Source organism: Pseudomonas sp. FG6 (genome assembly GCF_057809015.1).
In genome coordinates this window covers 13,192-35,906 of record NZ_JBMDJD010000002.1, presented here as the reverse complement: position 1 = coordinate 35,906, position 22,715 = coordinate 13,192, and the positions used below count along the sequence as shown (strand labels likewise).

At 62.6% G+C, this 22,715-nt stretch carries 20 protein-coding genes; 9 read left to right on the top strand and 11 right to left on the bottom strand.

Going from position 1 to position 22,715, the window contains the following annotated elements; all coding sequences use genetic code 11:
• Window position 1 precedes the first annotated feature (1 nt).
• Window positions 2–424, top strand: coding sequence for a phasin family protein (locus ACODSJ_RS01410; RefSeq protein ID WP_489100029.1), 423 nt, complete (start codon window positions 2–4; stop codon window positions 422–424).
• 10 nt (window positions 425–434) lie between these two features.
• The gene (locus ACODSJ_RS01405) at window positions 435–1,301 is read left to right on the top strand and encodes a phasin family protein (RefSeq protein ID WP_489100028.1); all 867 of its coding nucleotides are present in this window, start codon (window positions 435–437) and stop codon (window positions 1,299–1,301) included.
• 150 nt (window positions 1,302–1,451) lie between these two features.
• Here the strand turns inward: ACODSJ_RS01405 and ACODSJ_RS01400 are convergent, their stop codons facing one another.
• The 10 genes from ACODSJ_RS01400 to ACODSJ_RS01355 all read right to left on the bottom strand — a co-directional run bounded on the left by ACODSJ_RS01400 (window position 1,452) and on the right by ACODSJ_RS01355 (window position 14,389).
• A complete protein-coding gene (locus tag ACODSJ_RS01400) occupies window positions 1,452–2,072 on the bottom strand; it encodes a TetR/AcrR family transcriptional regulator (RefSeq protein ID WP_489100027.1) in 621 nt (206 codons plus the stop codon).
• 60 nt (window positions 2,073–2,132) lie between these two features.
• On the bottom strand, window positions 2,133–3,815 hold the full coding sequence (gene phaC / locus ACODSJ_RS01395; RefSeq protein WP_489100026.1) for a class II poly(R)-hydroxyalkanoic acid synthase: 1,683 nt from the start codon (window positions 3,813–3,815) through the stop codon (window positions 2,133–2,135).
• A 111-nt stretch (window positions 3,816–3,926) separates the two neighbouring features.
• Window positions 3,927–4,784, bottom strand: a complete 858-nt coding sequence (gene phaZ, locus ACODSJ_RS01390) for a poly(3-hydroxyalkanoate) depolymerase (protein WP_489100025.1) — start codon at window positions 4,782–4,784, stop codon at window positions 3,927–3,929.
• 92 nt (window positions 4,785–4,876) lie between these two features.
• A complete protein-coding gene (gene phaC, locus ACODSJ_RS01385) occupies window positions 4,877–6,556 on the bottom strand; it encodes a class II poly(R)-hydroxyalkanoic acid synthase (protein ID WP_489100024.1) in 1,680 nt (559 codons plus the stop codon).
• Window positions 6,557–6,829: 273 nt separating this feature from the next.
• Window positions 6,830–7,207: a gamma-butyrobetaine hydroxylase family protein gene (locus ACODSJ_RS01380; protein WP_489100023.1), complete on the bottom strand. Its 378-nt coding sequence runs from the start codon at window positions 7,205–7,207 to the stop codon at window positions 6,830–6,832.
• 195 nt (window positions 7,208–7,402) lie between these two features.
• The gene (gene hslU / locus ACODSJ_RS01375) at window positions 7,403–8,740 is read right to left on the bottom strand and encodes an ATP-dependent protease ATPase subunit HslU (protein WP_489100022.1); all 1,338 of its coding nucleotides are present in this window, start codon (window positions 8,738–8,740) and stop codon (window positions 7,403–7,405) included.
• Window positions 8,741–8,790: 50 nt separating this feature from the next.
• Window positions 8,791–9,321: an ATP-dependent protease subunit HslV gene (gene hslV / locus ACODSJ_RS01370; protein ID WP_003196958.1), complete on the bottom strand. Its 531-nt coding sequence runs from the start codon at window positions 9,319–9,321 to the stop codon at window positions 8,791–8,793.
• A gap of 262 nt (window positions 9,322–9,583) precedes the next feature.
• A complete protein-coding gene (locus ACODSJ_RS01365) occupies window positions 9,584–10,279 on the bottom strand; it encodes an SPOR domain-containing protein (RefSeq protein ID WP_489100021.1) in 696 nt (231 codons plus the stop codon).
• A gap of 1 nt (window position 10,280) precedes the next feature.
• Window positions 10,281–12,017, bottom strand: a complete 1,737-nt coding sequence (gene argS, locus ACODSJ_RS01360) for an arginine--tRNA ligase (protein WP_489100020.1) — start codon at window positions 12,015–12,017, stop codon at window positions 10,281–10,283.
• 152 nt (window positions 12,018–12,169) lie between these two features.
• The gene (locus tag ACODSJ_RS01355; protein ID WP_489100019.1) at window positions 12,170–14,389 is read right to left on the bottom strand and encodes a primosomal protein N'; all 2,220 of its coding nucleotides are present in this window, start codon (window positions 14,387–14,389) and stop codon (window positions 12,170–12,172) included.
• A 199-nt stretch (window positions 14,390–14,588) separates the two neighbouring features.
• On the opposite strand from ACODSJ_RS01355, the gene rpmE reads away from it, so the two are divergent.
• From rpmE to ACODSJ_RS01340, 3 genes are all read left to right on the top strand, one after another.
• Window positions 14,589–14,807 (top strand): 50S ribosomal protein L31, encoded by a 219-nt coding sequence (gene rpmE, locus ACODSJ_RS01350; RefSeq protein ID WP_489100018.1) that lies wholly within the window; start codon window positions 14,589–14,591, stop codon window positions 14,805–14,807.
• A 74-nt stretch (window positions 14,808–14,881) separates the two neighbouring features.
• Window positions 14,882–15,634 (top strand): thermonuclease family protein, encoded by a 753-nt coding sequence (locus ACODSJ_RS01345; protein WP_489100017.1) that lies wholly within the window; start codon window positions 14,882–14,884, stop codon window positions 15,632–15,634.
• Window positions 15,635–15,813: 179 nt separating this feature from the next.
• On the top strand, window positions 15,814–17,082 hold the full coding sequence (locus ACODSJ_RS01340; RefSeq protein ID WP_489100016.1) for a malic enzyme-like NAD(P)-binding protein: 1,269 nt from the start codon (window positions 15,814–15,816) through the stop codon (window positions 17,080–17,082).
• Between the two features lie 196 nt (window positions 17,083–17,278).
• Here ACODSJ_RS01340 and ACODSJ_RS01335 read toward each other — a convergent pair whose 3' ends face one another.
• Entirely contained in the window at window positions 17,279–19,723 is a 2,445-nt protein-coding gene (locus ACODSJ_RS01335; protein WP_489100216.1) for a penicillin-binding protein 1A, read from the bottom strand.
• Window positions 19,724–19,927: 204 nt separating this feature from the next.
• Between ACODSJ_RS01335 and ACODSJ_RS01330 the strand changes: the two genes are divergently transcribed.
• Genes ACODSJ_RS01330 through ACODSJ_RS01315 form a run of 4 tightly spaced genes read left to right on the top strand, consistent with a single transcriptional unit; the run spans window position 19,928 to window position 22,702 of the window.
• Window positions 19,928–20,992, top strand: a complete 1,065-nt coding sequence (locus ACODSJ_RS01330) for a pilus assembly protein PilM (protein ID WP_489100015.1) — start codon at window positions 19,928–19,930, stop codon at window positions 20,990–20,992.
• Window positions 20,992–21,558, top strand: coding sequence for a PilN domain-containing protein (locus tag ACODSJ_RS01325; RefSeq protein WP_489100014.1), 567 nt, complete (start codon window positions 20,992–20,994; stop codon window positions 21,556–21,558). The genes ACODSJ_RS01330 and ACODSJ_RS01325 overlap by 1 nt, the downstream gene beginning before the upstream one ends.
• Window positions 21,555–22,178: a type 4a pilus biogenesis protein PilO gene (gene pilO / locus ACODSJ_RS01320; protein WP_489100013.1), complete on the top strand. Its 624-nt coding sequence runs from the start codon at window positions 21,555–21,557 to the stop codon at window positions 22,176–22,178. Before ACODSJ_RS01325 ends, pilO begins: the two co-directional genes overlap by 4 nt.
• Complete coding sequence (locus ACODSJ_RS01315; protein WP_489100012.1) at window positions 22,175–22,702, top strand: pilus assembly protein PilP; 528 nt, start codon at window positions 22,175–22,177, stop codon at window positions 22,700–22,702. The genes pilO and ACODSJ_RS01315 overlap by 4 nt, the downstream gene beginning before the upstream one ends.
• Window positions 22,703–22,715 lie beyond the last annotated feature (13 nt).

The following is a 22,715-nucleotide window of genomic DNA, read 5'->3' as shown; positions in this document are numbered from 1 at the left end:
CATGGCCAAAGTTATTCTGAAGAAAAAAACCGACGTTGAATCTTCCACGCTCAGCGACGTGAAAACGTACGCGCGCAAGATCTGGCTGGCGGGCCTGGGCGCCTACACCAAGGTGGGCCAGGAAGGCAGCGAGTACTTCCAGGAGTTGGTCAAGGCTGGCGAAGTTATTGAAACCAAAGGCAAAAAGAAGATTGCCGGGAAACTTGAAGCGGCCAACAGTGAATTGATTGAAGCCAAGAGTGACGTCAGTACTTTCAAGGCGCGGGTTGAAGTACAACTCGATAAAGTCGAGAAAGTATTCGATGCGCGTGTTGCCAGTGCCTTGAATCGTATCGGCATTCCGTCTAAACATGACGTTGAGGCACTCTCTGCTAAGCTCGATGAGCTGACAGCATTGCTTGAACGTGTCGCGCGTAAACATTAAGGAGAACGGGATGGCTGGCAAAAAAATCACCGAAAAAGAAGGCAGCTCGTGGGCCGGGAAGATTGAAAAATATTCCCGCAAAATCTGGCTGGCTGGTTTAGGCGTGTACTCGAAGATCGATACTGACGGCAGCAAGCTCTTCGAGTCCCTGGTTAAGGACGGCGAGAAGGCCGAAAAACTCACCAAGACGGCGGTTGGCAAACAAGTCGATGCAGCCAAGGGTTCTGCCGAGTCCGCCAAGTCGCGCATCAGTGGCGTGAAGGAGCGGGCGCTGGGTAAATGGGATGAGCTGGAAGGGGCTTTTGACAAGCGCCTGAACAGTGCGATCTCGCGCTTGGGTGTGCCGAGCCGCAATGAAGTCAAGGCACTGCACAGCAAGGTCGACACCCTGACCAAACAGATCGAAAAACTCACCGGGGCCAAGGTTGCACCGGTGGCGACCAAGACCGCGGCGGCCAAGCCGGCCGCCAAGACTGTGGCCAAGCCACTGGTCAAGGCAGCGGCAAAAACCGTCGCCAAGCCCGCGGCTAAAACCGCGGCGGCCAAACCTGCTGCCAAGGCGGCCGTCAAACCGGTCGCGGCGAAAGCAGCAGCCAAGCCAGCTGCCAAATCGGCAGCCAAACCTGCGGCCAAGACTGCAGCAGCCAAACCAGCGGCCGCCAAGGCTGCGGCGAAACCGGCCGCCAAGCCTGCTGCGGCGAAAAAACCGGCCGTGAAAAAACCAGCCGCGCCCAAAGCCGCTGCACCGAAGGCGCCAACCGCAGCCGCCAAACCGGCGACCCCGGTGACGAGCACGGCGAACTCCGCCTCGGCTCCGACCCCGGTTGTCACACCGACGCCAGTGCCGGCTCCATCGACGCCTTCCACCCAGTCCTGATCGTCAGGGCACACCAAAACGCCCGGCCTGTGGAGGCCGGGCTTTTTTATGCAACACACATCCAATGTGGGAGCCTGCTCGCGATGGCTGTGGATCAGCCGCATCGATGTGATTGGCCTGCCCTGATCGCGAGCAAGCCCGCTCCCACAGTCAGTCGGGCTCTTCCAGGTATCGCAGAGCCAACCGCTCGGTTGCGCTCTTGATCGACGGGGGCAGGTGCGGCGCCACCAGCATCATGACCTGGTAGACCACCAGCCGAACGTCGCCCTCGCGGTCCAGGATCCGCTGGTAGTCCAGCGAGAACAGCAACGTCATGGTGATCTGCTCCACCAATTGCCCCAATGCCTGGGTGTCGCTGACCAGCAGTTCCTGGGCCTTGAGCTGCGCCAGTAATGAAGCCAGGGTTCGTTTCAGGGCGTTGAGCAATTGGCGGATGCCCTTGGCCAGTTTCGGCAGGCGCCCGGCCAGGTTCGACAGATCCTGGAACAGAAACCGGTACTGGGCCAGGCGCTCGACGATCAGGTGCAGGAAGAGCCAGTAGTCCTCCGGGGCCAGTTGCGCGTCGGCGGGCGGGTCCAGCAACGGCGCCAGCTCGGCCTGGAATCGCTCGAAAAGACCGAGGACCAGGGGTTCCTTGCCATGGAAGTGGTAATAGAGATTGCCCGGGCTGATGCCCATTTCGTTGGCAACTTCCAGGGTGGAAACGTTCGGCTCGCCCTTCTCGTTGAATAACTGCAGGGCACATTCAAGGATGCGGTCGCGGGTTTTCATCCGGTCTTCTTAATGATGGAGTCGTGCCTCGACCGACAATTCGGGCGCAGGGCCGGGTACTCAGCGCACGTGGACATAGGTCCCCGGTGCCGCTTCCAAGGGTGGATAATTCGCGTTGCCCAAGCTCATCTGGGTTTCGCGCTGGGCGCCGGAGCGTTCCTGGATCCAGCCCAGCCACTGTGGCCACCAGCTGCCATCGACGTGCTTGGCGTCGTAGTACCAGGCGCGTGGGTCGCTGCTCAGTTTCGGACTTTCGATGTGGTTGGCTTTCGGGTTGCCCGGTGGGTTGAGGATACTTTGTACATGGCCACTGTTGGACAGTACGAAGCGTCGTTCACCTCCCAGCAACAGCGTCGAGCGATACACCGCATCCCACGGCGTGATGTGGTCGTTGATACCCGCCACGCTGAAGCTGTCCACCGTGACTTTTTGCAGGTCGATCGGGGTGCCGCACACTTCCAGGCCACCAGGATGGGCGAGGGGGTTGTGCTTGAAGAACTCCAGCAGGTCGCCGTGGTAGGCCGCCGGTAGCCGTGTGCAGTCGTTGTTCCAGTAGAGGATGTCGAAGGCCGGCGGCTCCTTGCCGAGCAGGTAGTTATTGATGAAGTAGGTCCAGATCAGGTCGTTCGGCCGCATCCAGGCGAACACCCGGGCCATGTCGCGACCGTCGAGGATGCCTTTCTGGTAGGAGCGGCGCTTGGCGGCTTCCAGGGTTTGTTCGTCGATGAACAGCGTGGCCGGGCTGTCGATCTGGCTGTCCAGCAGGCTGACCAGATACGTGGCGCTGGCGACCCTGCGCTGTTGGCGCTTGGCCTGCAAATGGCCCTGCAGCGCGGCGATGGTGATGCCGCCGGCGCAGGCGCCCATCAGGCTGACTTCTCGGGCGCCGGTGATCGCCCGGCAGACGTTCATGGCCGCTTCGGTCGCCTCGACGTAGCTGGACAGGCCCCACTCACGATGGCGCACGTCGGGGTTGCGCCAACTGATGATGAAAACCTGCAAGCCATTCTTCAGGGCGTACTGGACGAAGCTGTTGGAAGGGCTCAGGTCGAAGATGTAGAACTTGTTGATTTGTGGCGGCACGATCAACAAGGGCTTGGCGTACTGTTTCTCGCTCATGGGCTTGTACTGGATCAGCTCCAGCAGTTCGTTGCGAAACACCACCGCGCCAGGTGTGGTTGCCAGGGTCTTGCCCACTTCAAAGGCGTGGGGCGTCACTTGTCGCGGCAAGCCGTCGTTGTGCAGCAGGTCGTCCATCAAGTGGCTGATGCCGCGAATCAGGCTGGTGCCGCCGGAGTTGAACAGCTCCTTGACCGCCAGCGGGTTGAGCAGGGTGTTGGACGGCGACACGGCGTCGTTGAGCAAGGCGAAGGCGAAGTGAGCGCGGGCCTGGTCATCCGGACTCATGCCGCACTCGTCGATCCAGCTCCTCACCTGGTTTTGCCAGCTCAGGTAGGCCTGCAGGCTGCGGCGATAGAAGGGGTTGAGTTCCCAGGTGGGGTCGGCGAAGCGCTTGTCGTTGGGGTTGGCGGGGTGCAGGGTTTCCCCCAGCAGCACGCGCCCCAACTGACTGCCGAGCTTCAACGCATGCCGGGCCGTGTGCACCGGGTTGCGCAAGCCGTGGACGGCTACGTTGCGCAAGGTGGCCAACAGGTCGCGGCCCCGCAGGCCGGTGACCGCGCTCTGTGCATTGATGAAGCTGGCGGGGACGGCCATGGAAGCCTTCGCCGGTTTGTCGCGCATGAGTCAACTCCTTCATCATCAGGCTAAAAACAAACACACCGAACCAGACAACATAGTCGCTGTTTCGGGTCGTTGCGCGATCCGGCGTCCTGCCAGGCGCAATCGGCGGTGTCAGCCGCCCTTCAGCGGCGAAGGATGCGGATGCATCACGGCGCGCTGGCGTTCTTCCTCCAGGAATTTCATGATGATCGGCGCCACGGCCTCGGCCCGGGTGATGAGGAACAGGTGGCCGTCATCGATGATGTGCAACTGGGCATTGGGGATGCGCCAGGCCAGCATGCGCATGTTGATCAATGGGATCAGTGGGTCGTCATCGCCGGCCAGTATCAGCGTCGGCTGGTGGATCTTGTGCAGCCAATGGATGCTGGTCCAGCCCAGGCCTGCGAACAGTTGCCAGTAATAGCCGAGCTTGCCGGCCGAACGGACCTTGGCCGCGTGGCTCGCCGCCAGCCCTGGGTTGCGGCGAAACGAGCCGCCGTAGATCAGTGGCGCGATGCGCATGACGTGGGAAGGCTGAATGTAGCGCCTGGGGCTTGCCATCATCCACAGGACTTTCGGTTTGCCTGGCACCATCACGGCCCCGGCGGCAGTGGCCGCCAGGACCAGTTTCTTGCAGCGTTCCGGGTAGTCGTAGGCGAACTGTTGGGCCAGGGCGCCGCCCCAGGACACGCCGATCACGTTCACCTGTCCGTAATCGAGGTAATCGAGCATCCGCGCGGTGAGCTTGGCCAGGCCGGGAAACCGATACGGCCGGCTGGGTGTCGACGAGCCACCGACACCGGGCACATCGAACGCGATGACCTCCAGGTCCGGGTCCAGGGCTTCGATGAACGGGAACACCAATTCGAGGTTGGCGCCGATGCCGTTGAAAATCAGCAGAGGCGTCAGGTGAGGCTTGCCGGGACGTACCGCGGTGCGCAAGGTCTGGCCATCCAGATCGACGGTACGGAAGATGTACGGTTGCGGCATGCTTCAAGCCCTGGGGTTAAAAGAGCAGAATGGCAGCTTCAAGCTTCAAGCTTCAAGTGGACAGCTTGAAGCTAGATGCTTTGAGCTTGCCGCTATCTTTCATGCACATACGTGCCGGGCGATGCCTCGCCGGCTGGATGGCTCTTGTTGCCCAGCACGGTGGGGGCTTTTTTCAGTTTGCCCGAGCGCTCGGCCTGCCAGGCCTGCCAATGCAGCCACCAGGAATCGGTGTGCTTGGTGGAGTTCTCCTGCCAGTCCTCGGCCTTGGCCGGCAGGTCGTCGCTGGTCATGTAGCGTGACTTGGGGTTGCCCGGCGGATTGAGGATGCTCTGGATATGACCGCTGCTCGACAGCACGAACTCTACCTTGCCGCCAAACAGTTGCGCGGACTTGTAGCAGGACTTCCACGGGGTGATGTGGTCGTTGGTCCCGGCCAGCGCAAAGATATCGGCGGTGACTTGCTTGAGGTCGATCGGCGTGCCGCACACTTCCAGTGCGTTGGGCCGTGTCAGCGGGTTGTTCTTGAACATCTCGATGAGATCGCCATGGAACGCCGCCGGCAGCCGGGTGGTGTCGTTGTTCCAGAACAGGATGTCGAACACCGGTGGTTCGTTGCCCAGCAGGTAGTTGTTGACCCAGTAGTTCCAGATCAGGTCGTTGGGGCGCATCCAGGCGAAGACCTTGGCCATGTCGCGGCCTTCGAGCACGCCGGCCTGGTAGGAGTGGCGCTTGGCGGCCTCCAGGGTCTGTTCATCGACGAACAAGGCCACGTCGGTGTCCAGGGTGGTGTCGAGCACGCTGACCAGCAAGGTCAGGGCGTTGACCTTTTTCTCGCCCAGGGCGGCGTAATGCCCCAGCAACGCGGTGCAGGTGATACCGCCCGAGCAGGCGCCGAGCATGTTCACGTCCTTGCTGCCGGTGATGGCGGTGACCACGTCCACCGCTTCCTTGAGCGCTTCGATGTAGGTCGACAAGCCCCATTCGCGCTGTTCCTTGGTGGGGTTGCGCCAGCTGATGATGAAGGTCTGCACATTGCTGCGCAGGCAGAAGCGCGCCAGGCTCTTGTCCGGGCTCAGGTCGAATACGTAGAACTTGTTGATCTGCGGCGGGACCACCAGCAGGGGACGCTCGTGGACCTGTTCGGTGATCGGGCGGTACTGGATCAGCTCCAGCACGTCGTTGCGAAACACCACGGCACCTTCGGTCACGCCCAGGCTCTTGCCGACCTCGAACGCGCCCATGTCTACCTGGCTGGGCATCCCGCCGTTGTTCACCAAGTCTTTCGCCAGGTGGGACAGGCCGTCCAGCAGACTCTTGCCACCGGTTTCGAAGAAGCGCTTGACCGCCGCCGGGTTGGCCATCGAGTTGGTCGGCGCCAAGGCCTCGGTCATCAGGTTGATCACGAAGTGCCCGCGGCTGATGTCCTGGGGAGACAGGTTGCTGTCGCCGACCCAGTCGTGCAGTTCCTTGCGCCACGCCAGGTAGGTTTGCATGTAGCGCTTGTAGAGCGGGTTCTGGCTCCAGGCCGGATCGTTGAAGCGACGGTCATCGCCAGCAGGTTGCAGCTCGGACTTGCCGAACAGGACCTTCCTGAGTTCGGCACCGAACTGGGCGACATGCTTGACGCTGTGCAGCGGTTGCTTGATGGTCTGGGCCAGCACCATTCGGGCGGAGGCCAGCAGGTCTTTGCGGCGCAAGCCGACGACAGGATTCAACCCCAGGGTATTCTCCGAGGCCTGGTATTTCAGGTCATCGTGGTTCTTGTTGCTCATCTACGACGCTCCATTGTCAGACGAGTACCCGGACCGTGCCATGGAGCCACACAACCCAATCCCAGGTACGCTGCTCGGGTGACCGTTAATTCCGCATCGTGATCAATGAGGAAATGTTTGCAAGGAACTCCCGGTTCCATTGCAGGTAACTTGCCAGTTCCATTGGTTACCCGAGTTTAATTTTTTTCGCAAGCAGGCCAGTCATTGACGTTGCCGCGCGGGCATTCAAGCAGATGAGTCTAGAAAATTCGCCCTAAAGCGCCAGCCCTTGAATTAGAGCATCAGCTTGACGACGGATTGGTCTGGGTCGCGGGTTTTCCCGGCTGCCTTGAGCTCGGCCAGATAATCGTTCCACAAGTCTTCCTGGCGCACCGCCAACTGGTACAGGTAGTCCCAGGTGAACAGTCCGCTGTCGTGGCCGTCGTCGAAGGTCAGTTTCAGTGCGTACTGGCCGGCCGGTTCGATCTTGCTCAGGCCGACGTTGAGCTTGCCGTACTGCAGGATGGGTTTGCCGTGGCCCTGGACCTCGGCGGAAGGCGAGTGCACCCGCAGGAACTCGGCGCGAAGGTGGTACTCCTCGTCCGGCGCGTATTTCAGCGTCAGGGTCTTGGAGGCTTTGTGCAGGTTGATGGCGGTGGGGAGTTTGGTCATGGGATCGTCGGTCTCGAGAAGCCTTGCGTGAACGGAATGTGGCGAGGGAGCTTGCTCCCGCTGGGGGCGAAGCCCCCCAAAAAAAAACGCGACAATCCGCATGATAAGCGGCGACCTCGTTTTTTTGGGGGCCGCTTCGCAGCCCAGCGGGAGCAAGCTCCCTCGCCACAGGAGCCTGCTCACACGTCGCGTGGCTTACAGGATATACCGCGACAGGTCCTCGTTCTGCGCCAACTCACCCAGGTGCCCGTTGACGTAGTCGGCATCGATGCGGATCGGCGCTTCGTCGTGTTTGCTCGCCAGGTCGCCGGCGCTGAAGGACACTTCCTCGAGCAGGCGTTCGAGCAGGGTGTGCAGGCGGCGCGCACCGATGTTCTCGGTCTTCTCGTTGACCTGCCAGGCGATCTGCGCCAGGCGCTTGATACCGTCGGGCGCGAACTCGATGTTCAGGCCTTCGGTCTTGAGCAGCGCGCAATACTGTTCGGTCAGGGAGGCGTGAGGTTCGCTCAGGATGCGTTCGAAGTCTTCCGGCGACAACGCCTTGAGCTCGACACGGATCGGCAGCCGGCCTTGCAGTTCCGGCACCAGGTCGCTCGGTTTGCTCAGGTGGAACGCACCGGACGCGATGAACAGGATGTGGTCGGTCTTGACCATGCCCAGCTTGGTGTTGACGGTGCAGCCTTCGATCAGCGGCAGCAGGTCGCGTTGCACGCCTTCGCGGGACACATCGGCGCCACCGACGTTGCCGCGCTTGGCCACCTTGTCGATTTCGTCGATGAACACGATGCCGTGCTGCTCGACCGCTTCCAGGGCCTTGGCCTTCAACTCTTCTTCGTTAACCAGGCGGCTGGCTTCTTCATCGCGCACCAGCTTCAGCGCTTCCTTGACCTTGAGCTTGCGGCTCTTCTTCTTGCCCTTGCCCATGTTGGCGAACAGGCTTTGCAACTGGTTGGTCATTTCTTCCATGCCCGGCGGCGCGGAAATGTCGACGCCGGCCATTTCGGCCACTTCGATCTCGATTTCCTTGTCGTCCAACTGGCCTTCGCGCAGGCGCTTGCGGAACAGCTGGCGGGTGTTGGAATCCTGGGTCGCGGCGGCGTCGGCGTTGAAGCCCATGCGCGCCGGTGGCAGCAGGGCGTCGAGGATGCGCTCTTCGGCGGCGTCTTCGGCGCGGTGGCGAACCTTGGTGATTTCCTGTTCGCGCAGCAGCTTGATGGCGGCGTCGGCCAGATCGCGGATGATCGACTCGACGTCGCGGCCGACGTAACCGACCTCGGTGAACTTGGTGGCTTCGACCTTGATGAACGGCGCGTTGGCGAGCTTGGCCAGGCGACGGGCGATCTCGGTTTTACCGACACCGGTCGGGCCGATCATCAGGATGTTCTTGGGGGTCACTTCGACGCGCAGTTCTTCAGGCAATTGCATCCGGCGCCAGCGATTACGCAGGGCAATGGCGACGGCGCGCTTGGCATCGTCCTGGCCGATGATATGGCGGTTGAGTTCGTGGACGATTTCGCGGGGAGTCATGGACATAGTAATTGGCGGTCCTCAAGCAAGAATGAGCCGTTGCACGAATGGCAGGCTTATTCCGCGAGGTCCTGCTCCTCAATGGTCTGGGTGTGGTTGGTGAAGACGCAGATGTCGCCGGCGATGCCCAGGGCAGTCTCGACGATTTCCCGGGCCGACAGGTCGGTCTTTTTCAACAGGGCGCTCGCGGCGGCCTGGGCGTAGGCGCCACCGGAACCCATGGCAATCAGGCCATCCTCGGGCTCAACGACGTCGCCGTTGCCGGTGATGATCAGGGACGCATCCTTGTTGGCGACCGCGAGCATGGCTTCGAGGCGGCTCAGGGAGCGGTCGGTACGCCATTCCTTGGCCAGCTCCACGGCGGCGCGGACCAGATGACCCTGGTGTTTCTCCAGCTGGCCTTCGAAACGCTCGAACAAGGTGAAGGCGTCGGCAGTGGCCCCGGCGAAGCCGGCGATGACCTCGCCGTGATACAGGCGACGGACTTTCTTCGCGTTGCCTTTCATCACGGTGTTGCCCAGTGAAACCTGGCCGTCGCCGCCCATGACGACTTTGCCATGACGGCGGACTGAAACGATGGTGGTCAAGGGAGAGTCTCCACGCAGCGGGGCGAAAATGCCCGGATGGAACTCATATGGGGGTGGTGCGGGGATTTTCAACTGCGGGGTGGGGGAGGGGACGAGCGGCATTCGGCATTTTCTGGTGCAGCGCTGTTGTGGCGAGGGAGCTTGCTCCCGCTGGGTTGCGTAGCAGCCCCAAAAAGCTTGGGAGCGCTGCGCGCTCCAGCGGGAGCAAGCTCCCTCGCCACAGTAGGTTATTGCCATCCATCGGTACCGCAGGATGCGGAAATCAGCGGCTCTGGCGTTGTTGTAACAACAAGTTGCTAAAACCACTGCCCGCCAGTTGTTTCTGGGCCTTGGTCAGCTCCTCGCGGTTGCTGAACGGGCCGACCAGTACCCGGTACCAGGTCTCGTCCTTCACCGTCCCGGACTCCACCGACACGGACTGGCCCAGCAGGATGATCTGCGCGCGCACCTTGTCGGCATCGGCTTCCTTGCGGAACGAGCCGGCTTGCAGGAAGAACTTGGTCACCGGCGCGGCCTTCTGCACCGGCGGGGCCGGTGGCGGCGTGATGCCGGCCAGTGCCGCCTGGGCCCGGGCAGTGTCGATTTTCGCTGCTTCGGCCGGGGTCACGGGGGCCGTGGGCACTTGCGGGGTCGGCAGGGTTTTCTCCGGCACGGCTTCGGGCGGCACGATGACTTCCGATTCCGGCAACAGGGTATAGAAGTCGTATTTCGGCTTCACCGGTTGCGTCGGGCTCGGCGGGGTCTTGTTGGCCTCGGCGATGCGCGTGGCTTTCTGCTGCTCTTGCTTGACGCGCTTGACGTCGTCGCCCTGGCCCGGCTCCAGCTTCATCAGAAACACGATGAAAGCGCCGACGGACAAGCCGATGGCCATCCACAACCAGCCCGGAACCGGCTTCTTGGCCGGGGGCTGGTAACGACTGGCGCCGCGTTTGGGTGCAGGTTTTTTCTTGGCGGCCAACTTACATGCGCTCCAGGGTTTCCAGGCCCAGCAGCTCCAGGCCCTGCTTGAGCGTACGCGCGGTCAGTGCCGCGAGGCGCAGGCGGCTTTGCGTCTGCAGCGGGGTATCGGCGCTGAGGATCGGGCAGTTCTCGTAGAAACTGGAGAACAGGCCGGCCACGTCATACAGGTACGCGCACAGGGTGTGCGGCGTGCCCTTGTCGGCAACGTTGTTCAGCACTTCGCCGAACTGCGCCAGCTTCGCGGCCAGCTCCTGTTCTTGAGGGGCCTCAAGCACGATCTGGCCGTCCACTTCGTCCAGGCCCTTGCCGAGCTTGCGGAACACGCCCGCCACGCGGGTGTAGGCGTACAGCAGGTACGGCGCGGTGTTGCCTTCGAAGTTGAGCATCAGGTCGAAGTTGAAGCTGTAGTCGCTGGTGCGGTGCTTGGACAGGTCGGCGTACTTCACCGCGTCGATACCCACCACCTTGGCGATCTGGCGCAGTTCGTCCTCGGCCAGGTCGGGGTTCTTGCCCTTGACCAGTGCGTAGGCGCGTTCCTGGGCTTCGGTCAGCAGGTCGATCAGCTTCACCGTGCCGCCGTCGCGGGTCTTGAACGGACGGCCGTCGGCGCCGTTCATGGTGCCGAAGCCCATGTGCTCCATGTCCATCGGACGGGTCACGAAGCCCGCCTGGCGCGCCACTTCGAAGACCTGCTGGAAGTGCAGCGCCTGGCGCTGGTCGACGAAGTACAGGACCCGATCGGCCTTGAGCACGCCGTTGCGGTAGCGCACGGCCGCCAGGTCGGTGGTGGCGTAGAGGTAGCCGCCGTCGGCCTTGACGATGATCACCGGCAGCGGCTCGCCGTCGGCGGTCTTGAACTGGTCGAGGAACACGCACTGGGCGCCGTTGCTTTCCACCAGCAGGCCCTTGGCCTTGAGGTCGTTGACCACGTTGATCAGGTCGTCGTTATAGGCGCTCTCGCCCATCACGTCGGCCATGGTCAACTTGACGTTCAGCAGCTCGTAGATCTTCTGGCAGTGGGACAGGGAAATGTCCTTGAACTTGGTCCACAGCGCCAGGCACTCGGCATCGCCGGCCTGCAGCTTGACCACCAGGCCACGGGCACGGTCGGCGAACTCGGGCGACTCGTCGAAGCGCTGCTTGGCGGCGCGGTAGAAGTTCTCCAGGTCCGACAGTTCATCGCTGGTGATCGGGTTTTCCTGCAGGTAAGCCATCAGCATGCCGAACTGGGTGCCCCAGTCGCCGACGTGGTTCTGGCGGATCACCGTGTCGCCGAGGAACTCCAGCACCCGGGCCACGCCGTCACCGATGATGGTCGAACGCAGGTGGCCGACGTGCATTTCCTTGGCGAGGTTGGGGGCCGAGAGGTCGACCACGGTGCGCTGCAACGGGCCGGCCTTGCGCACGCCGATGTGTGCGTCGGCCAGGGCCGCGTCCAGGCGCGAAGCCAGGGCCTGGGTGTTCTGGAAGAAATTGATGAAGCCGGGGCCGGCAATGTCGGCCTTGCTGACGTTTTCGTCCGAAGGCAGCGCCGCGATGATTTTCTCGGCCAGGTCACGTGGCTTCATGCCGGCCGGCTTGGCCAGCATCATCGCGATGTTGCTGGCGAAGTCGCCGTGGGTCTTGTCGCGAGTGTTTTCGACCTGAATCGCCGGCGACAGGCCTTCTGGCAACACACCTTCAGCGACGAGTTGGGTGATGGCTTGCTGGATGAGCTGGCGAATGGTGTCTTTCATGGTCTTCTCTTTCAACCGCAGGCGCGGCGGCGCTTCGATGCGCTGGTGGAAAAACTGGGCATTATCCGTGGCGAAGGCGGGCTTGCCAACTGTAGCGGGTCGGTTGGGGTTTTATCGTACCCACAGGGCCCGCTGCCACAGGGGCCCTGGTGTCAATACAAATCCACCGGGTCGACATCCAGCGACCAGCGAACGGCCCGGCCGCTGGGCATTTGTTCGAGCGCCAGCAGCCAGGCACTTAATAGACGATGCAAAGGCGCCCGGGCATTGGCCTGCAATAAAAGCTGCGCGCGGTAGCGTCCGGCCCGGCGCTCCATCGGTGCCGGTACCGGGCCCAGCAGTTCGACACCGGTGAGGTTCTGCTGCGCCAGCAAGCGTTCGGCTTCGCTGCAGGCTTCATCGAGAAAGCCTTCGGCCTGCCCCGGCTTGTGGGCTTCGGCCCGCAACAGCGCCAGGTGCGCGAACGGTGGCAAGCCGGCGCTGCGGCGTTCGCTCAAGGCCTGCTCGGCGAAGGCGAAATAGCCTTGTTCGGTCAGTTGAATCAGCAGGGGGTGCTCGGCCAGGTGGGTCTGGATGATCACCTTGCCCGGTTCTTCGGCCCGTCCGGCGCGGCCGGCGACTTGGACAATCAGTTGCGCCATGCGCTCGCTGGCGCGGAAATCACCTGAGAACAGCCCGCCGTCGGCGTCCAGGATCGCCACCAGCGTGACGCGGGGGAAGTGGTGCCCCTTGGCGAGCATCTGTGTGCCCACCAGGATGCACGGTTGGCCCTTCTGGATCGTGGCGAACAGCTGGTTCATCGCGTCCTTGCGCGACGTGCTGTCGCGGTCGACCCGCAACACCGGGTAATCGGGGAACAGGATGCCCAATCGCTCTTCGGCGCGTTCGGTGCCAGCGCCGACCGGACGCAAGTCCACCTTGCCGCACTGCGGGCAATGCCGGGGCACGCGTTCGACGTGGCCGCAATGGTGGCAGCGCAGTTCGCCGTGGCGTTGATGCACGGTCATCCGTGCGTCGCAGCGTTCGCAACCGGACATCCAGCCACAGTCGTGACACAGCAGGGTCGGGGCGAACCCGCGCCGGTTGAGGAACACCAGCACCTGTTGCCCGGCCGCCAGTGTCTGGCCGATGGCCTGTTGCATCGGCCCGGAAATACCGCTGTCCAGGGGGCGGCTTTTCACGTCCAGGCGCAGGAATCGCGGTTGCTTGGCGCCGCCGGCCCGTTCGTTGAGGCGTAGCAGGCCGTAGCGGCCGGTGTGGGCGTTGTGCAGGCTTTCCAGGGACGGGGTGGCCGAGCCGAGGACGATCGGAATGTTTTCCTGGCGGGCGCGTACCAGCGCCAGGTCGCGGGCGTGGTAGCGCAGGCCTTCCTGCTGCTTATACGAGCCGTCGTGCTCTTCGTCGATGATGATCAGGCCGGGATTCTTCATCGGTGTGAACAGCGCCGAGCGGGTGCCGATGATGATATCGGCCTCGCCGTCCCGGGCGGCGAGCCAGGCATCCAGGCGCTCGCGGTCGTTGACCGCCGAGTGCAGCAGGGCGATCCGGGCGTTGAAGCGCTGTTCGAAGCGCGCCAGGGTCTGTGGGCCGAGATTGATTTCCGGGATCAGCACCAGGGCTTGCTTGCCGGCTTCCAGGGTCTGGCGGATCAGTTGCAGGTAGACCTCGGTCTTGCCGCTGCCCGTGACGCCGGCCAGGAGAAAGGCGTGATAACTGTCAAAGCCGGCGCGAATCGCCTCGCAAGCGGCGCGCTGCTCGGCATTGAGCGGCAATTCCGGTTGGGCCAGCCAATGTTCGTGATGGGCGCCGATGGCATGCCGGCGGACTTCGACCTGGACCAAGTCCTTGGCCAGCAGCAGATCGAGGCTGTCCTTGCTGAGCATCAGTTTGCTCAGCAACTGATGAGCCACGCCGTGGGGATGCTGGGCGAGGGTGGCCAGTGCTTCGCGCTGGCGAGGGGCGCGGGCGATGCGCGGATCATCCAGCGAGGCGCCCGGTGCCACGGACCAGAACCGCTCCTGACGTGCCTCGGCCGGTTCGCCTTGGCGCAGCAGCACTGGCAAGGCCCAGCTCAGGGTGTCGCCCAGGCTGTGCTGATAATACTGGGACGTCCACAGGCACAGCTTGAACAGCGAGGCGGGCAGCGGCGCGGTGGCGTCGAGCAGCGCCAGGGCTGGCTTGAGCTTGTCGGCCGGCACCTCGCTGTGATCGGTAACTTCCACCAGGATCCCGATCATTTCCCGCCGGCCGAATGGCACGCGCAGGCGCATGCCGGGTTGCAGCCGGGCACGCGGGACACCGGCCGGGGCGCGGTAGTCGAACAGGCGGCGCAGGGGCGAGGGCAAGGCGAGGCGCAGGATGGCGTCGGGCACGCGGGGCAATCTCAATAAACAAGCATTGGGTGAGGCTGGCGCTGAATGTGGGAGCGGGCTTGAGGCCGGGAGCCTAGCAGACGGTTGGTGCAAGGCATAGCTTGCGCGAATGGCGATGTCTGGTAGAATCCGCGGCCTAATTACGTGCGGTATTCAACAATAGTGTTGGGTGGCGGCACGCTAGCCTGAGGAAAACACCATGAAAACCGATATCCATCCAGAATACCCAGTTGTTGCAGTAACCTGCAGCTGCGGCAACAAGTTCGAAACCCGTTCGACCTACGGCAAAGCCCTGGCGATCGACGTTTGCAACGAGTGCCACCCGTTCTACACCGGTAAGCAAAAGACTCTGGATACCGGCGGCCGCGTTCAGAAGTTCGCCGATCGTTTCGGTGCTTTCGGCGCGAAAAAGGCCTGAGGCTGATCATTTTGGATGGTCGTTACGACTGCTCCAGACTGATGAAAAAGGCGTCCCTTGCGGGCGCCTTTTTTATGTCTGCGATTTGGCTGCCCGGCGTCCAGGCGTTCTGTCCGTCACCGGGCGCCCTGGCGCCGGTCGCGGTGCAGCGCGTGGTGGATGGCGATACCTTGCGCCTGGCCGATGGTCGCAGTGTGCGACTGATTGGCCTGAATACGCCTGAATTGGGCCGGCAGGGCCGTTCCGACGAACCGTTTGCCGTAGTGGCGCGTAACCGCCTGCAAGCGCTGGTGAATGCCAGCAATGGGCGGGTCGGCCTGGCGCCCGGCAAAGACAGCAAGGATCACTACGGGCGCACGTTGGCCCATGTCTACGCCATCGACGGTACCAGCCTCGAAGCGCAGATGCTCGCCGAAGGGCTTGGATTTCAAGTGGCGGTTGCGCCGAACGTCGATTTGGTCGATTGCCTGCAAGCCGCCGAGCGGCATGCCCGACAGGCCGGACTGGGTGTGTGGCGCCAATCACCTGTACTGAAAGCGGAGCAGATAAACACGTCTGGCTTCGCCTTGCTCAGCGGTCGCGTGAGCCGGGTTGAGCGCAATCGCGGCGGTATTTGGATCGAATTGCAAGGCGTGGTTGTGCTGCATGTTGCGCCCAATGTCCTGTCGCAGTTCGACGTTTCCGCGCTGGAAGGGCTACAGGGTCAGCAAATTCAGGCCCGTGGCTGGGTCGTGGATCGTTCGCGACGAGGTGGCTTGAAGCCCGGACAGGCGCGCTGGATGTTGCCGTTGACTGATGCGGCGATGCTGAGCCGGGTTGCGCAATAAAAATTGTAGACATTAACGGCTGTGATTGTATGCATGTAACCCTTATGTTTCGCGGCTCTTGGCCCAAAGTCGTAGGGTAGGGCGCTTGACAGCGGTGACCGGTCAGTCTTGTGGGGACTTTGCGAGGCGCGTATCCTCGGCGGTCCGTCTGTCCAACACAGTAAAAGCGGAATGCCCACATGTCTGATCTGAAAACTGCCGCTCTCGAATATCACGCTAATCCTCGTCCAGGAAAGCTGAGTGTCGAGCTCACCAAGGCCACTGCTACTGCCCGCGATCTGTCGCTGGCCTACAGCCCCGGCGTAGCCGAGCCAGTACGCGAAATCGCTCGCGACCCTGAACTGGCCTACAAGTACACCGGCAAGGGCAACCTGGTTGCAGTCATTTCCGATGGCACCGCGATCCTCGGCCTGGGTAACCTCGGTCCATTGGCTTCCAAGCCGGTCATGGAAGGCAAGGGTGTACTGTTCAAGCGTTTCGCCGGTATCGACGTGTTCGACATCGAAGTCGACTCCGAAAGCCCGCAAGCCTTCATCGACACCGTCAAGCGCATCTCCATCACCTTCGGTGGCATCAACCTGGAAGACATCAAGGCACCTGAGTGCTTCGAGATCGAGCGCGCCCTGATCGAACAGTGCGACATTCCAGTGTTCCACGATGACCAGCACGGCACCGCGATCGTGACCGCCGCCGGCATGATCAACGCCCTGGAAATCGCTGGCAAAACCCTGCCGGAAGCCAAGATCGTCTGCCTGGGTGCCGGCGCTGCGGCCATCTCCTGCATGAAATTGCTGGTGAGCATGGGTGCCAAGATCGAAAACATCTTCATGGTTGACCGTACTGGCGTGATCCACTCCGGCCGTGACGACCTGAACCAGTACAAGGCTGTCTTCGCCCACGCGACCGACAAGCGCACCCTGGCGGACGCCCTGGACGGTGCTGACGTATTCGTCGGCCTGTCGGGTCCAAACCTGCTGAGCGCGGAGAACCTGCTGCGCATGGCGCCGAACCCGATCGTGTTCGCTTGCTCGAACCCGGATCCGGAAATCGCCCCGGAACTGGCTCACGCCACCCGCAACGACGTGATCATGGCCACCGGCCGTTCGGACTACCCGAACCAGGTCAACAACGTACTGGGCTTCCCGTTCATCTTCCGTGGTGCCCTGGACGTTCGCGCCAAGCGCATCAACGAAGAAATGAAGGTTGCCGCCGCCAACGCCCTGCGCGAGCTGGCCAAGCTGCCGGTGCCTCAGGAAGTGTGCGACGCCTACGGTGGCATCAAGCTGGAATTCGGTCGTGAGTACATCATTCCGAAGCCGATGGATGCCCGCCTGATCACCCTGATCTCCGATGCCGTGGCCAAGGCCGCTATCGAGACCGGCGTGGCCACCCTGCCGTATCCGAAGCACTACCCGCTCAAGAGCGTGGATGACGTCTTCAACGGCTAAGCCGTTGTAGCGCTTCAACAAAAAGCCCCGGTTCCTGTGAGCCGGGGCTTTTTTGTGCCTGCGGATTTTGTATGGCCACCACAAATCCCTGTGGGAGCCGAGCTTGCTCGCGATTGCAGTCTGGCATTCAACATCGAGGCAAGCTGACCCGCCGCCATCGCGAGCAAGCTGGGCTCCCACAGGGATGAGTGCCCGGTCAGAACAAATCGATCGGCGCCGCTTCGTCCGCCGGCAGCGGGCTGCCCGGTGCCGTGCCATTGCCCAGCTCATTGGCCGATGGCGGGGTGTCTTCGCTCTTGAACAGCTCGAAATACGCGCCTGGCGTGCCTGGGGTGGCGGCGCGACCGCTGACCGGGTCGACCCGCAAGCTGAGGATGCCTTCCGGCTCTGGCTGGGTATGAGGTGGCTTGTCCTTGAGGGCGGCACCCATGTAGCTCATCCAGATCGGCAGTGCCACGGTGCCGCCGAACTCACGACGCCCCAGGCTTTCGGGTTGGTCGAAACCGGTCCAGACGGTGGTGACGTAATCGGCGTTGTAACCCGAGAACCAGGCGTCCTTGGATTCGTTGGTGGTGCCAGTCTTGCCCGCCAGGTCGCTGCGGCCCAGGGCCAGTGCACGGCGGCCCGTGCCGAGCTTGATCACGTCCTCAAGCATGCTGTTGAGAATGTAGGTGGTGCGACCGTCGACGATGCGTTCGGCGATGGCCGGCGCTTGTGGCAGGCCTGGCGCGGTTGCGGCTTCGCCCGGTGTCGGGTTCACCGTGAACGTCGCCCCGGACGGCGCGGCGAGGCCGTCGCTGGCCTGCTCGCCCGCGGGAACCCGTGGCGGGTTGGCGACGAACAGCGTCTCGCCGTTACGGCTTTCGATCTTGTCGATGATGTACGGGGTGATCTTGTAGCCGCCGTTGGCGAAGGTGCTCCAACCCGTGGCGATTTCCATCGGCGTCAGGGTTGCGGTACCCAGGGCCAGGGACAGGTTGCGCGGCAAGTCCTGCTTGTTGAAGCCGAACTTGCCGATGTAGTCGATGGTGCGGTCCACGCCCAGCGCCTGGAGCAGGCGGATCGACACCAGGTTGCGCGACTTGTACAGCGCTTCGCGCAGGCGGATCGGGCCCAGGAAGGTGTTGGTGTCGTTCTTCGGTCGCCAGACCTTGTCCAGGTACTCGTCGACGAACACGATCGGCGCGTCGTTCACCAGGCTGGCGGCGGTATAGCCGTTGTCCAGGGCGGCGCTGTAGACGAAGGGCTTGAAACTCGAGCCCGGCTGCCGCTTGGCCTGCAGCGCGCGGTTGTAGTTGCTCTGCTCGAAGGCGAAGCCACCCACCAGCGAGCGGATGGCGCCGTTCTGTGGGTCGAGGGATACCAGCGCGCCTTGGGCGGCCGGGATCTGGCTGAACTTGAGGCTGTTATCCGCCTGGCGTTGCACCCGGATCAGATCCCCGACCTGGGCCACGTCCGACGGCTGCCGGGGCGCGGCACCCATGCTGTTGGTGTTGAGGAATGGCCGGGCCCATTTCATGCTGTCCCAGCTCACGTGCTCTTGCGACTCGCCGTTGCGGGTCAGGACCTTGACGCCGTCCTTGTCCACCGATGTGACGATCGCCGGCTCCAGGCCGCTGATGGCGCGCTGCTTGGTCAGCTCCAGGGCCCAGGCTTCCTTGGTCTTGCCTGGCAGGCGTGACTCGGGGCCGCGGTAGCCGTGACGCTGGTCGTAGGTCATCAAGCCTTCGTGCAGTGCGGTATTGGCCATTTCCTGCAGGTTGCTCGGCACCGTGGTGGTGACGCGGAAACCTTCGGTGTAGGCATCGCTGCCATAGCGCCCGACCATCTCGGCACGGGCCATCTCGGCAATGTAAGGGGCGTTCACTTCCGGGGTCGGTACGTGATAGCTGGCGTTCAAAGGCTCGTTGATCGCTGCGGTGTAGTCGGCCTCGCTGATCTTGCCCAGCTTGTACATGCGCCCCAGGATCCAGTCGCGTCGCTCTTTGCTGCGCGCCGGGTTGGCCAGTGGGTTGAAGCGCGACGGTGCCTTGGGCAGGCCGGCGATCATCGCCATCTGCGCCAGGCTCACATCGCGGATCGACTTGCCGTAGTAGACCTGCGCCGCCGCCTCGATGCCGTAGGCGCGGTTACCCAGGTAGATCTTGTTCACGTACAGCTCGAGGATCTCGTCCTTGGTCAGCTGCCGTTCGATTTGCAGGGCCAGGAGGATTTCAGTGGTCTTTCGCGAGAAGCTGCGTTCGCTGGTCAGGAAGAAGTTCTTGGCCACCTGCATGGTGATGGTGCTGCCGCCGGACTGGATATGCCCGCTCTTGACCAGTTGGCTGGCAGCGCGCATCAGGCTGCTGGGGTCGACGCCATAGTGGTTGGCGAAATTGTCGTCTTCAGCACTTAGTAACGCATTGATGAAATTGGGGGGAATGTCGGCGAACCGGATCGGTGTGCGGCGCATTTCGCCAAATTCGGCGATCAACTTGTTGTCGCTGCTGTACACCCGCAGAGGAATCTGCAACTGAATACTTCTCAGCGCCTCCACGGATGGCAATCCCGGACTAAGGTAAAGGAAAGCACCGCTCAGACCCAGGAGCAGTCCACAGAAAACGGCGACGATGGACCATCCGAAAAATTTCAGCAGACGAATCAAGGTTTTTGGATATCCAGGTAAAGAATGAAAAAGGGCCAGGTGCTGGAAAGGGCCCATGCTTGCAACGCGAAAAAAAACGCTGGGCATTATAAGCATTTTTTTTCGTCAGGCATGCCCTCCGGCCGTCCGTCGGACCGGAGCGATTGAACGCAATGCGTATTAGAGAGTCCGTAACTCACGGATAGTCATAGGGAATTGGTAGTGCTACGACTCTTCAATAAAAAAGCCCATGCGCTTTTGGGGATCGACATCAGTTCGACGTCGGTGAAACTGCTCGAGTTGAGCCGTCAGGGCGACCGCTATCGCGTCGAGTCCTACGCGGTCGAACCGTTGCCGCCTAACGCCGTGGTCGAAAAGAACATCGCCGAGCTCGAAGGGGTGGGCCAGGCCTTGTCGCGCGTGCTGGCCAAGGCCAGGACGACCGTGCGCGCCGTGGCCGTGGCCGTGGCGGGTTCGGCGGTGATCACCAAGACCATCGAGATGGATGCCGGGTTATCCGACGACGACATGGAAAACCAGCTCAAGATCGAGGCCGACCAGTACATCCCCTATCCGTTGGATGAGGTGGCCATCGATTTTGAAGTCCAGGGGGTGTCGCCGCGCAGCGCCGAGCGGGTCGAAGTGCTGCTGGCTGCCTGTCGCAAGGAAAACGTCGAGGTGCGCGAGGCCGCGCTGGCCCTGGCCGGGCTGACCGCCCGGGTGGTCGATGTGGAAGCCTATGCACTTGAACGCGCCTTTGGCCTGCTCGCCCGGCAACTGGCTGCCTCCCAGGAGCGCCTGACCGTAGCGGTCATCGACATCGGCGCCACCATGACCACCCTCAGCGTGCTGCACAACGGGCGCATCATCTACACCCGCGAACAATTGTTCGGCGGTCGCCAGCTCACCGAGGAAATCCAGCGCCGCTATGGCCTGACGCCGGAGCAGGCGGGGCTGGCGAAGAAGCAGGGCGGGCTGCCGGACGACTACGGTGCCGAAGTGCTGCAACCGTTTCGCGAAGCGCTGGTCCAGCAGGTGTCGCGCTCGTTGCAGTTTTTCTTCGCGTCGGGCCAATACAGCGCGGTCGACCACATCCTGTTGGCGGGCGGCACCGCCTCGGTCACCGGCCTGGACCGGCTGATCGAGCAACGTCTGAATACGCCGACGCAGGTGGCGAACCCGTTCACCAACATGGCCCTGAGCAGCAAAGTCAATGCCGGGGCGCTGGCCAGTGATGCGCCAGCGCTGATGATCGCCTGTGGGTTGGCCCTCAGGAGTTTCGACTGATGGCACGGATCAACCTTCTTCCCTGGCGCGAGGAACTGCGTGAAGAGCGGCGCAAGCGCTTTCTGCTGGCATTGACGGGGGCGGTGGTCGCGGCCGTCGGCGTGACGCTGATTGCAGTCCAGTCCCTCCACAGTGCCATCGACCATCAAATGGCGCGCAACGCTCATGTCACCGAGCAGATTGCCGTGCTGGACGAACGCATCAAGCAGATCAGCGAGTTGAAAGCCCGTCGCCAGCAACTGGTGGAGCGCATGCGTATCATCCAGGATCTGCAGGGCAACCGGCCCATCAGCGGGCGCATTTTCGATCAATTGGCGAGAACCCTGCCCGATGGTGTGTATTTCACCGAAGTGAAAATGGAAGACCGGATGCTCTCCATCAAGGGCGTGGCGCAATCGAACCACCGGGTTTCCGACCTGATGCGCAACCTCGACGCATCGGACCTGTTCGACGCCCCGAGCCTGACGGAGGTCAAGGCCGCCACGGCCGGGCAGCCTGACCAGGCCAACGTCTTCCAGCTGACGGTGCGCCAGACCCACCCGGTCGATGCACAGGAGGCGCAATGAAACCAGGAGAGTGGTTCGACGCGCTGCGCAAGATCAATTTCAGCGACCTGGACACCGGCAACCTGGGCTCCTGGCCGGCGCCGGTCAAATGGCTGGCCGGTGTCCTGCTGGTAATACTGGTGCTGGGGCTGGGCTACAACTTTGCCTTGAGTGACCTGGAAGACCAGTTGCAGCAGGTGCGTGAGGAGGAAAACACCCTCAAGGCGCAATTCGAGGGCAAGGCCCACATGGCGGCGAACCTGGAGCGTTACACCGAGCAGATGAAGCAGATGGAAACGTCCTTCGGTGTGCTGTTGCGGCAGTTGCCCAGCGACACCGAAGTGCCAGGTCTGTTGGAAGACATCACGCGCACAGGCCTGGGGAGCGGCCTGGAGTTCGAAGAGATCAAGCTGCTGCCGGAAGTCACCCAACCCTTCTATATCGAGCTGCCGATCCAGATCACCGTGACCGGCGGCTACCACGACCTGGCGACGTTCGTCAGCGGTGTGGCCGGGCTGCCCCGGATCGTCACGCTGCACGATTTCGAGATCGGGCCGATGGAGCCGGAGGCCGGGGCGAAGTTGCGCATGAGCATCCAGGCCAAGACCTACCGCTATAACGAGCAGGAGGTGCAGCCATGAAGCCGGCCTGCCGTATTTGCCTGTTGGCGGGGCTGGTGGCGTTGGCGGGGTGCAACAACGACAACGGTTTCAGCGACCTGGACGCCTACATGAACGAGGTGCGCTTGCGACCGCCCGGCAAGATCGAGCCGACGCCGACGTTCAAGCCCCAGGAAACCTTCACCTACAGCGCCGCCAACCTGCGCAGCCCGTTTTCCCGGCAAGTCCGGGTGGACCAGGCTGGCCACCAGCAGGGTTCGCGCAATGTCCGGCCTGACCCCAACCGGGTCAAGCAGTACCTGGAAGGCTTCAACATCGAGCAGTTTGAAATGGTCGGTACGCTCTCCAATGCCAGTGGCTCCTTCGCGCTGCTGCGCGGTGCTGGCGGGGTGCATCGGCTCAAGGTGGGTGACTACCTGGGGCGCAACGATGGGCGGATCGTCGCGATCAGCGCCACTCAGGTCGATGTGGTCGAAATCGTGCCCGACGGCGAAGGCGCCTGGCTGGAGCGGCCACGGACCATTACTTTGAAAGAGCACTCATAGTGGAAGTCGAACA

Excerpts from the sequence above, each read along its gene's own strand:
- pilO (WP_489100013.1), top strand. The coding sequence starts at position 21,555 with ATGAAACCAGGAGAGTGGTTCGACGCGCTGCGCAAGATCAATTTCAGC.
- ACODSJ_RS01325 (WP_489100014.1), top strand. The coding sequence starts at position 20,992 with ATGGCACGGATCAACCTTCTTCCCTGGCGCGAGGAACTGCGTGAAGAG.
- ACODSJ_RS01400 (WP_489100027.1), bottom strand. The coding sequence starts at position 2,072 with ATGAAAACCCGCGACCGCATCCTTGAATGTGCCCTGCAGTTATTCAAC.
- ACODSJ_RS01410 (WP_489100029.1), top strand. The coding sequence starts at position 2 with ATGGCCAAAGTTATTCTGAAGAAAAAAACCGACGTTGAATCTTCCACG.
- ACODSJ_RS01315 (WP_489100012.1), top strand. The coding sequence starts at position 22,175 with ATGAAGCCGGCCTGCCGTATTTGCCTGTTGGCGGGGCTGGTGGCGTTG.
- phaZ (WP_489100025.1), bottom strand. The coding sequence starts at position 4,784 with ATGCCGCAACCGTACATCTTCCGTACCGTCGATCTGGATGGCCAGACC.
- phaC (WP_489100026.1), bottom strand. The coding sequence starts at position 3,815 with ATGCGCGACAAACCGGCGAAGGCTTCCATGGCCGTCCCCGCCAGCTTC.
- rpmE (WP_489100018.1), top strand. The coding sequence starts at position 14,589 with ATGAAAACCGATATCCATCCAGAATACCCAGTTGTTGCAGTAACCTGC.
- ACODSJ_RS01380 (WP_489100023.1), bottom strand. The coding sequence starts at position 7,207 with ATGACCAAACTCCCCACCGCCATCAACCTGCACAAAGCCTCCAAGACC.
- argS (WP_489100020.1), bottom strand. The coding sequence starts at position 12,017 with ATGAAAGACACCATTCGCCAGCTCATCCAGCAAGCCATCACCCAACTC.
- ACODSJ_RS01405 (WP_489100028.1), top strand. The coding sequence starts at position 435 with ATGGCTGGCAAAAAAATCACCGAAAAAGAAGGCAGCTCGTGGGCCGGG.
- ACODSJ_RS01340 (WP_489100016.1), top strand. The coding sequence starts at position 15,814 with ATGTCTGATCTGAAAACTGCCGCTCTCGAATATCACGCTAATCCTCGT.
- phaC (WP_489100024.1), bottom strand. The coding sequence starts at position 6,556 with ATGAGCAACAAGAACCACGATGACCTGAAATACCAGGCCTCGGAGAAT.
- hslU (WP_489100022.1), bottom strand. The coding sequence starts at position 8,740 with ATGTCCATGACTCCCCGCGAAATCGTCCACGAACTCAACCGCCATATC.
- ACODSJ_RS01345 (WP_489100017.1), top strand. The coding sequence starts at position 14,882 with ATGTCTGCGATTTGGCTGCCCGGCGTCCAGGCGTTCTGTCCGTCACCG.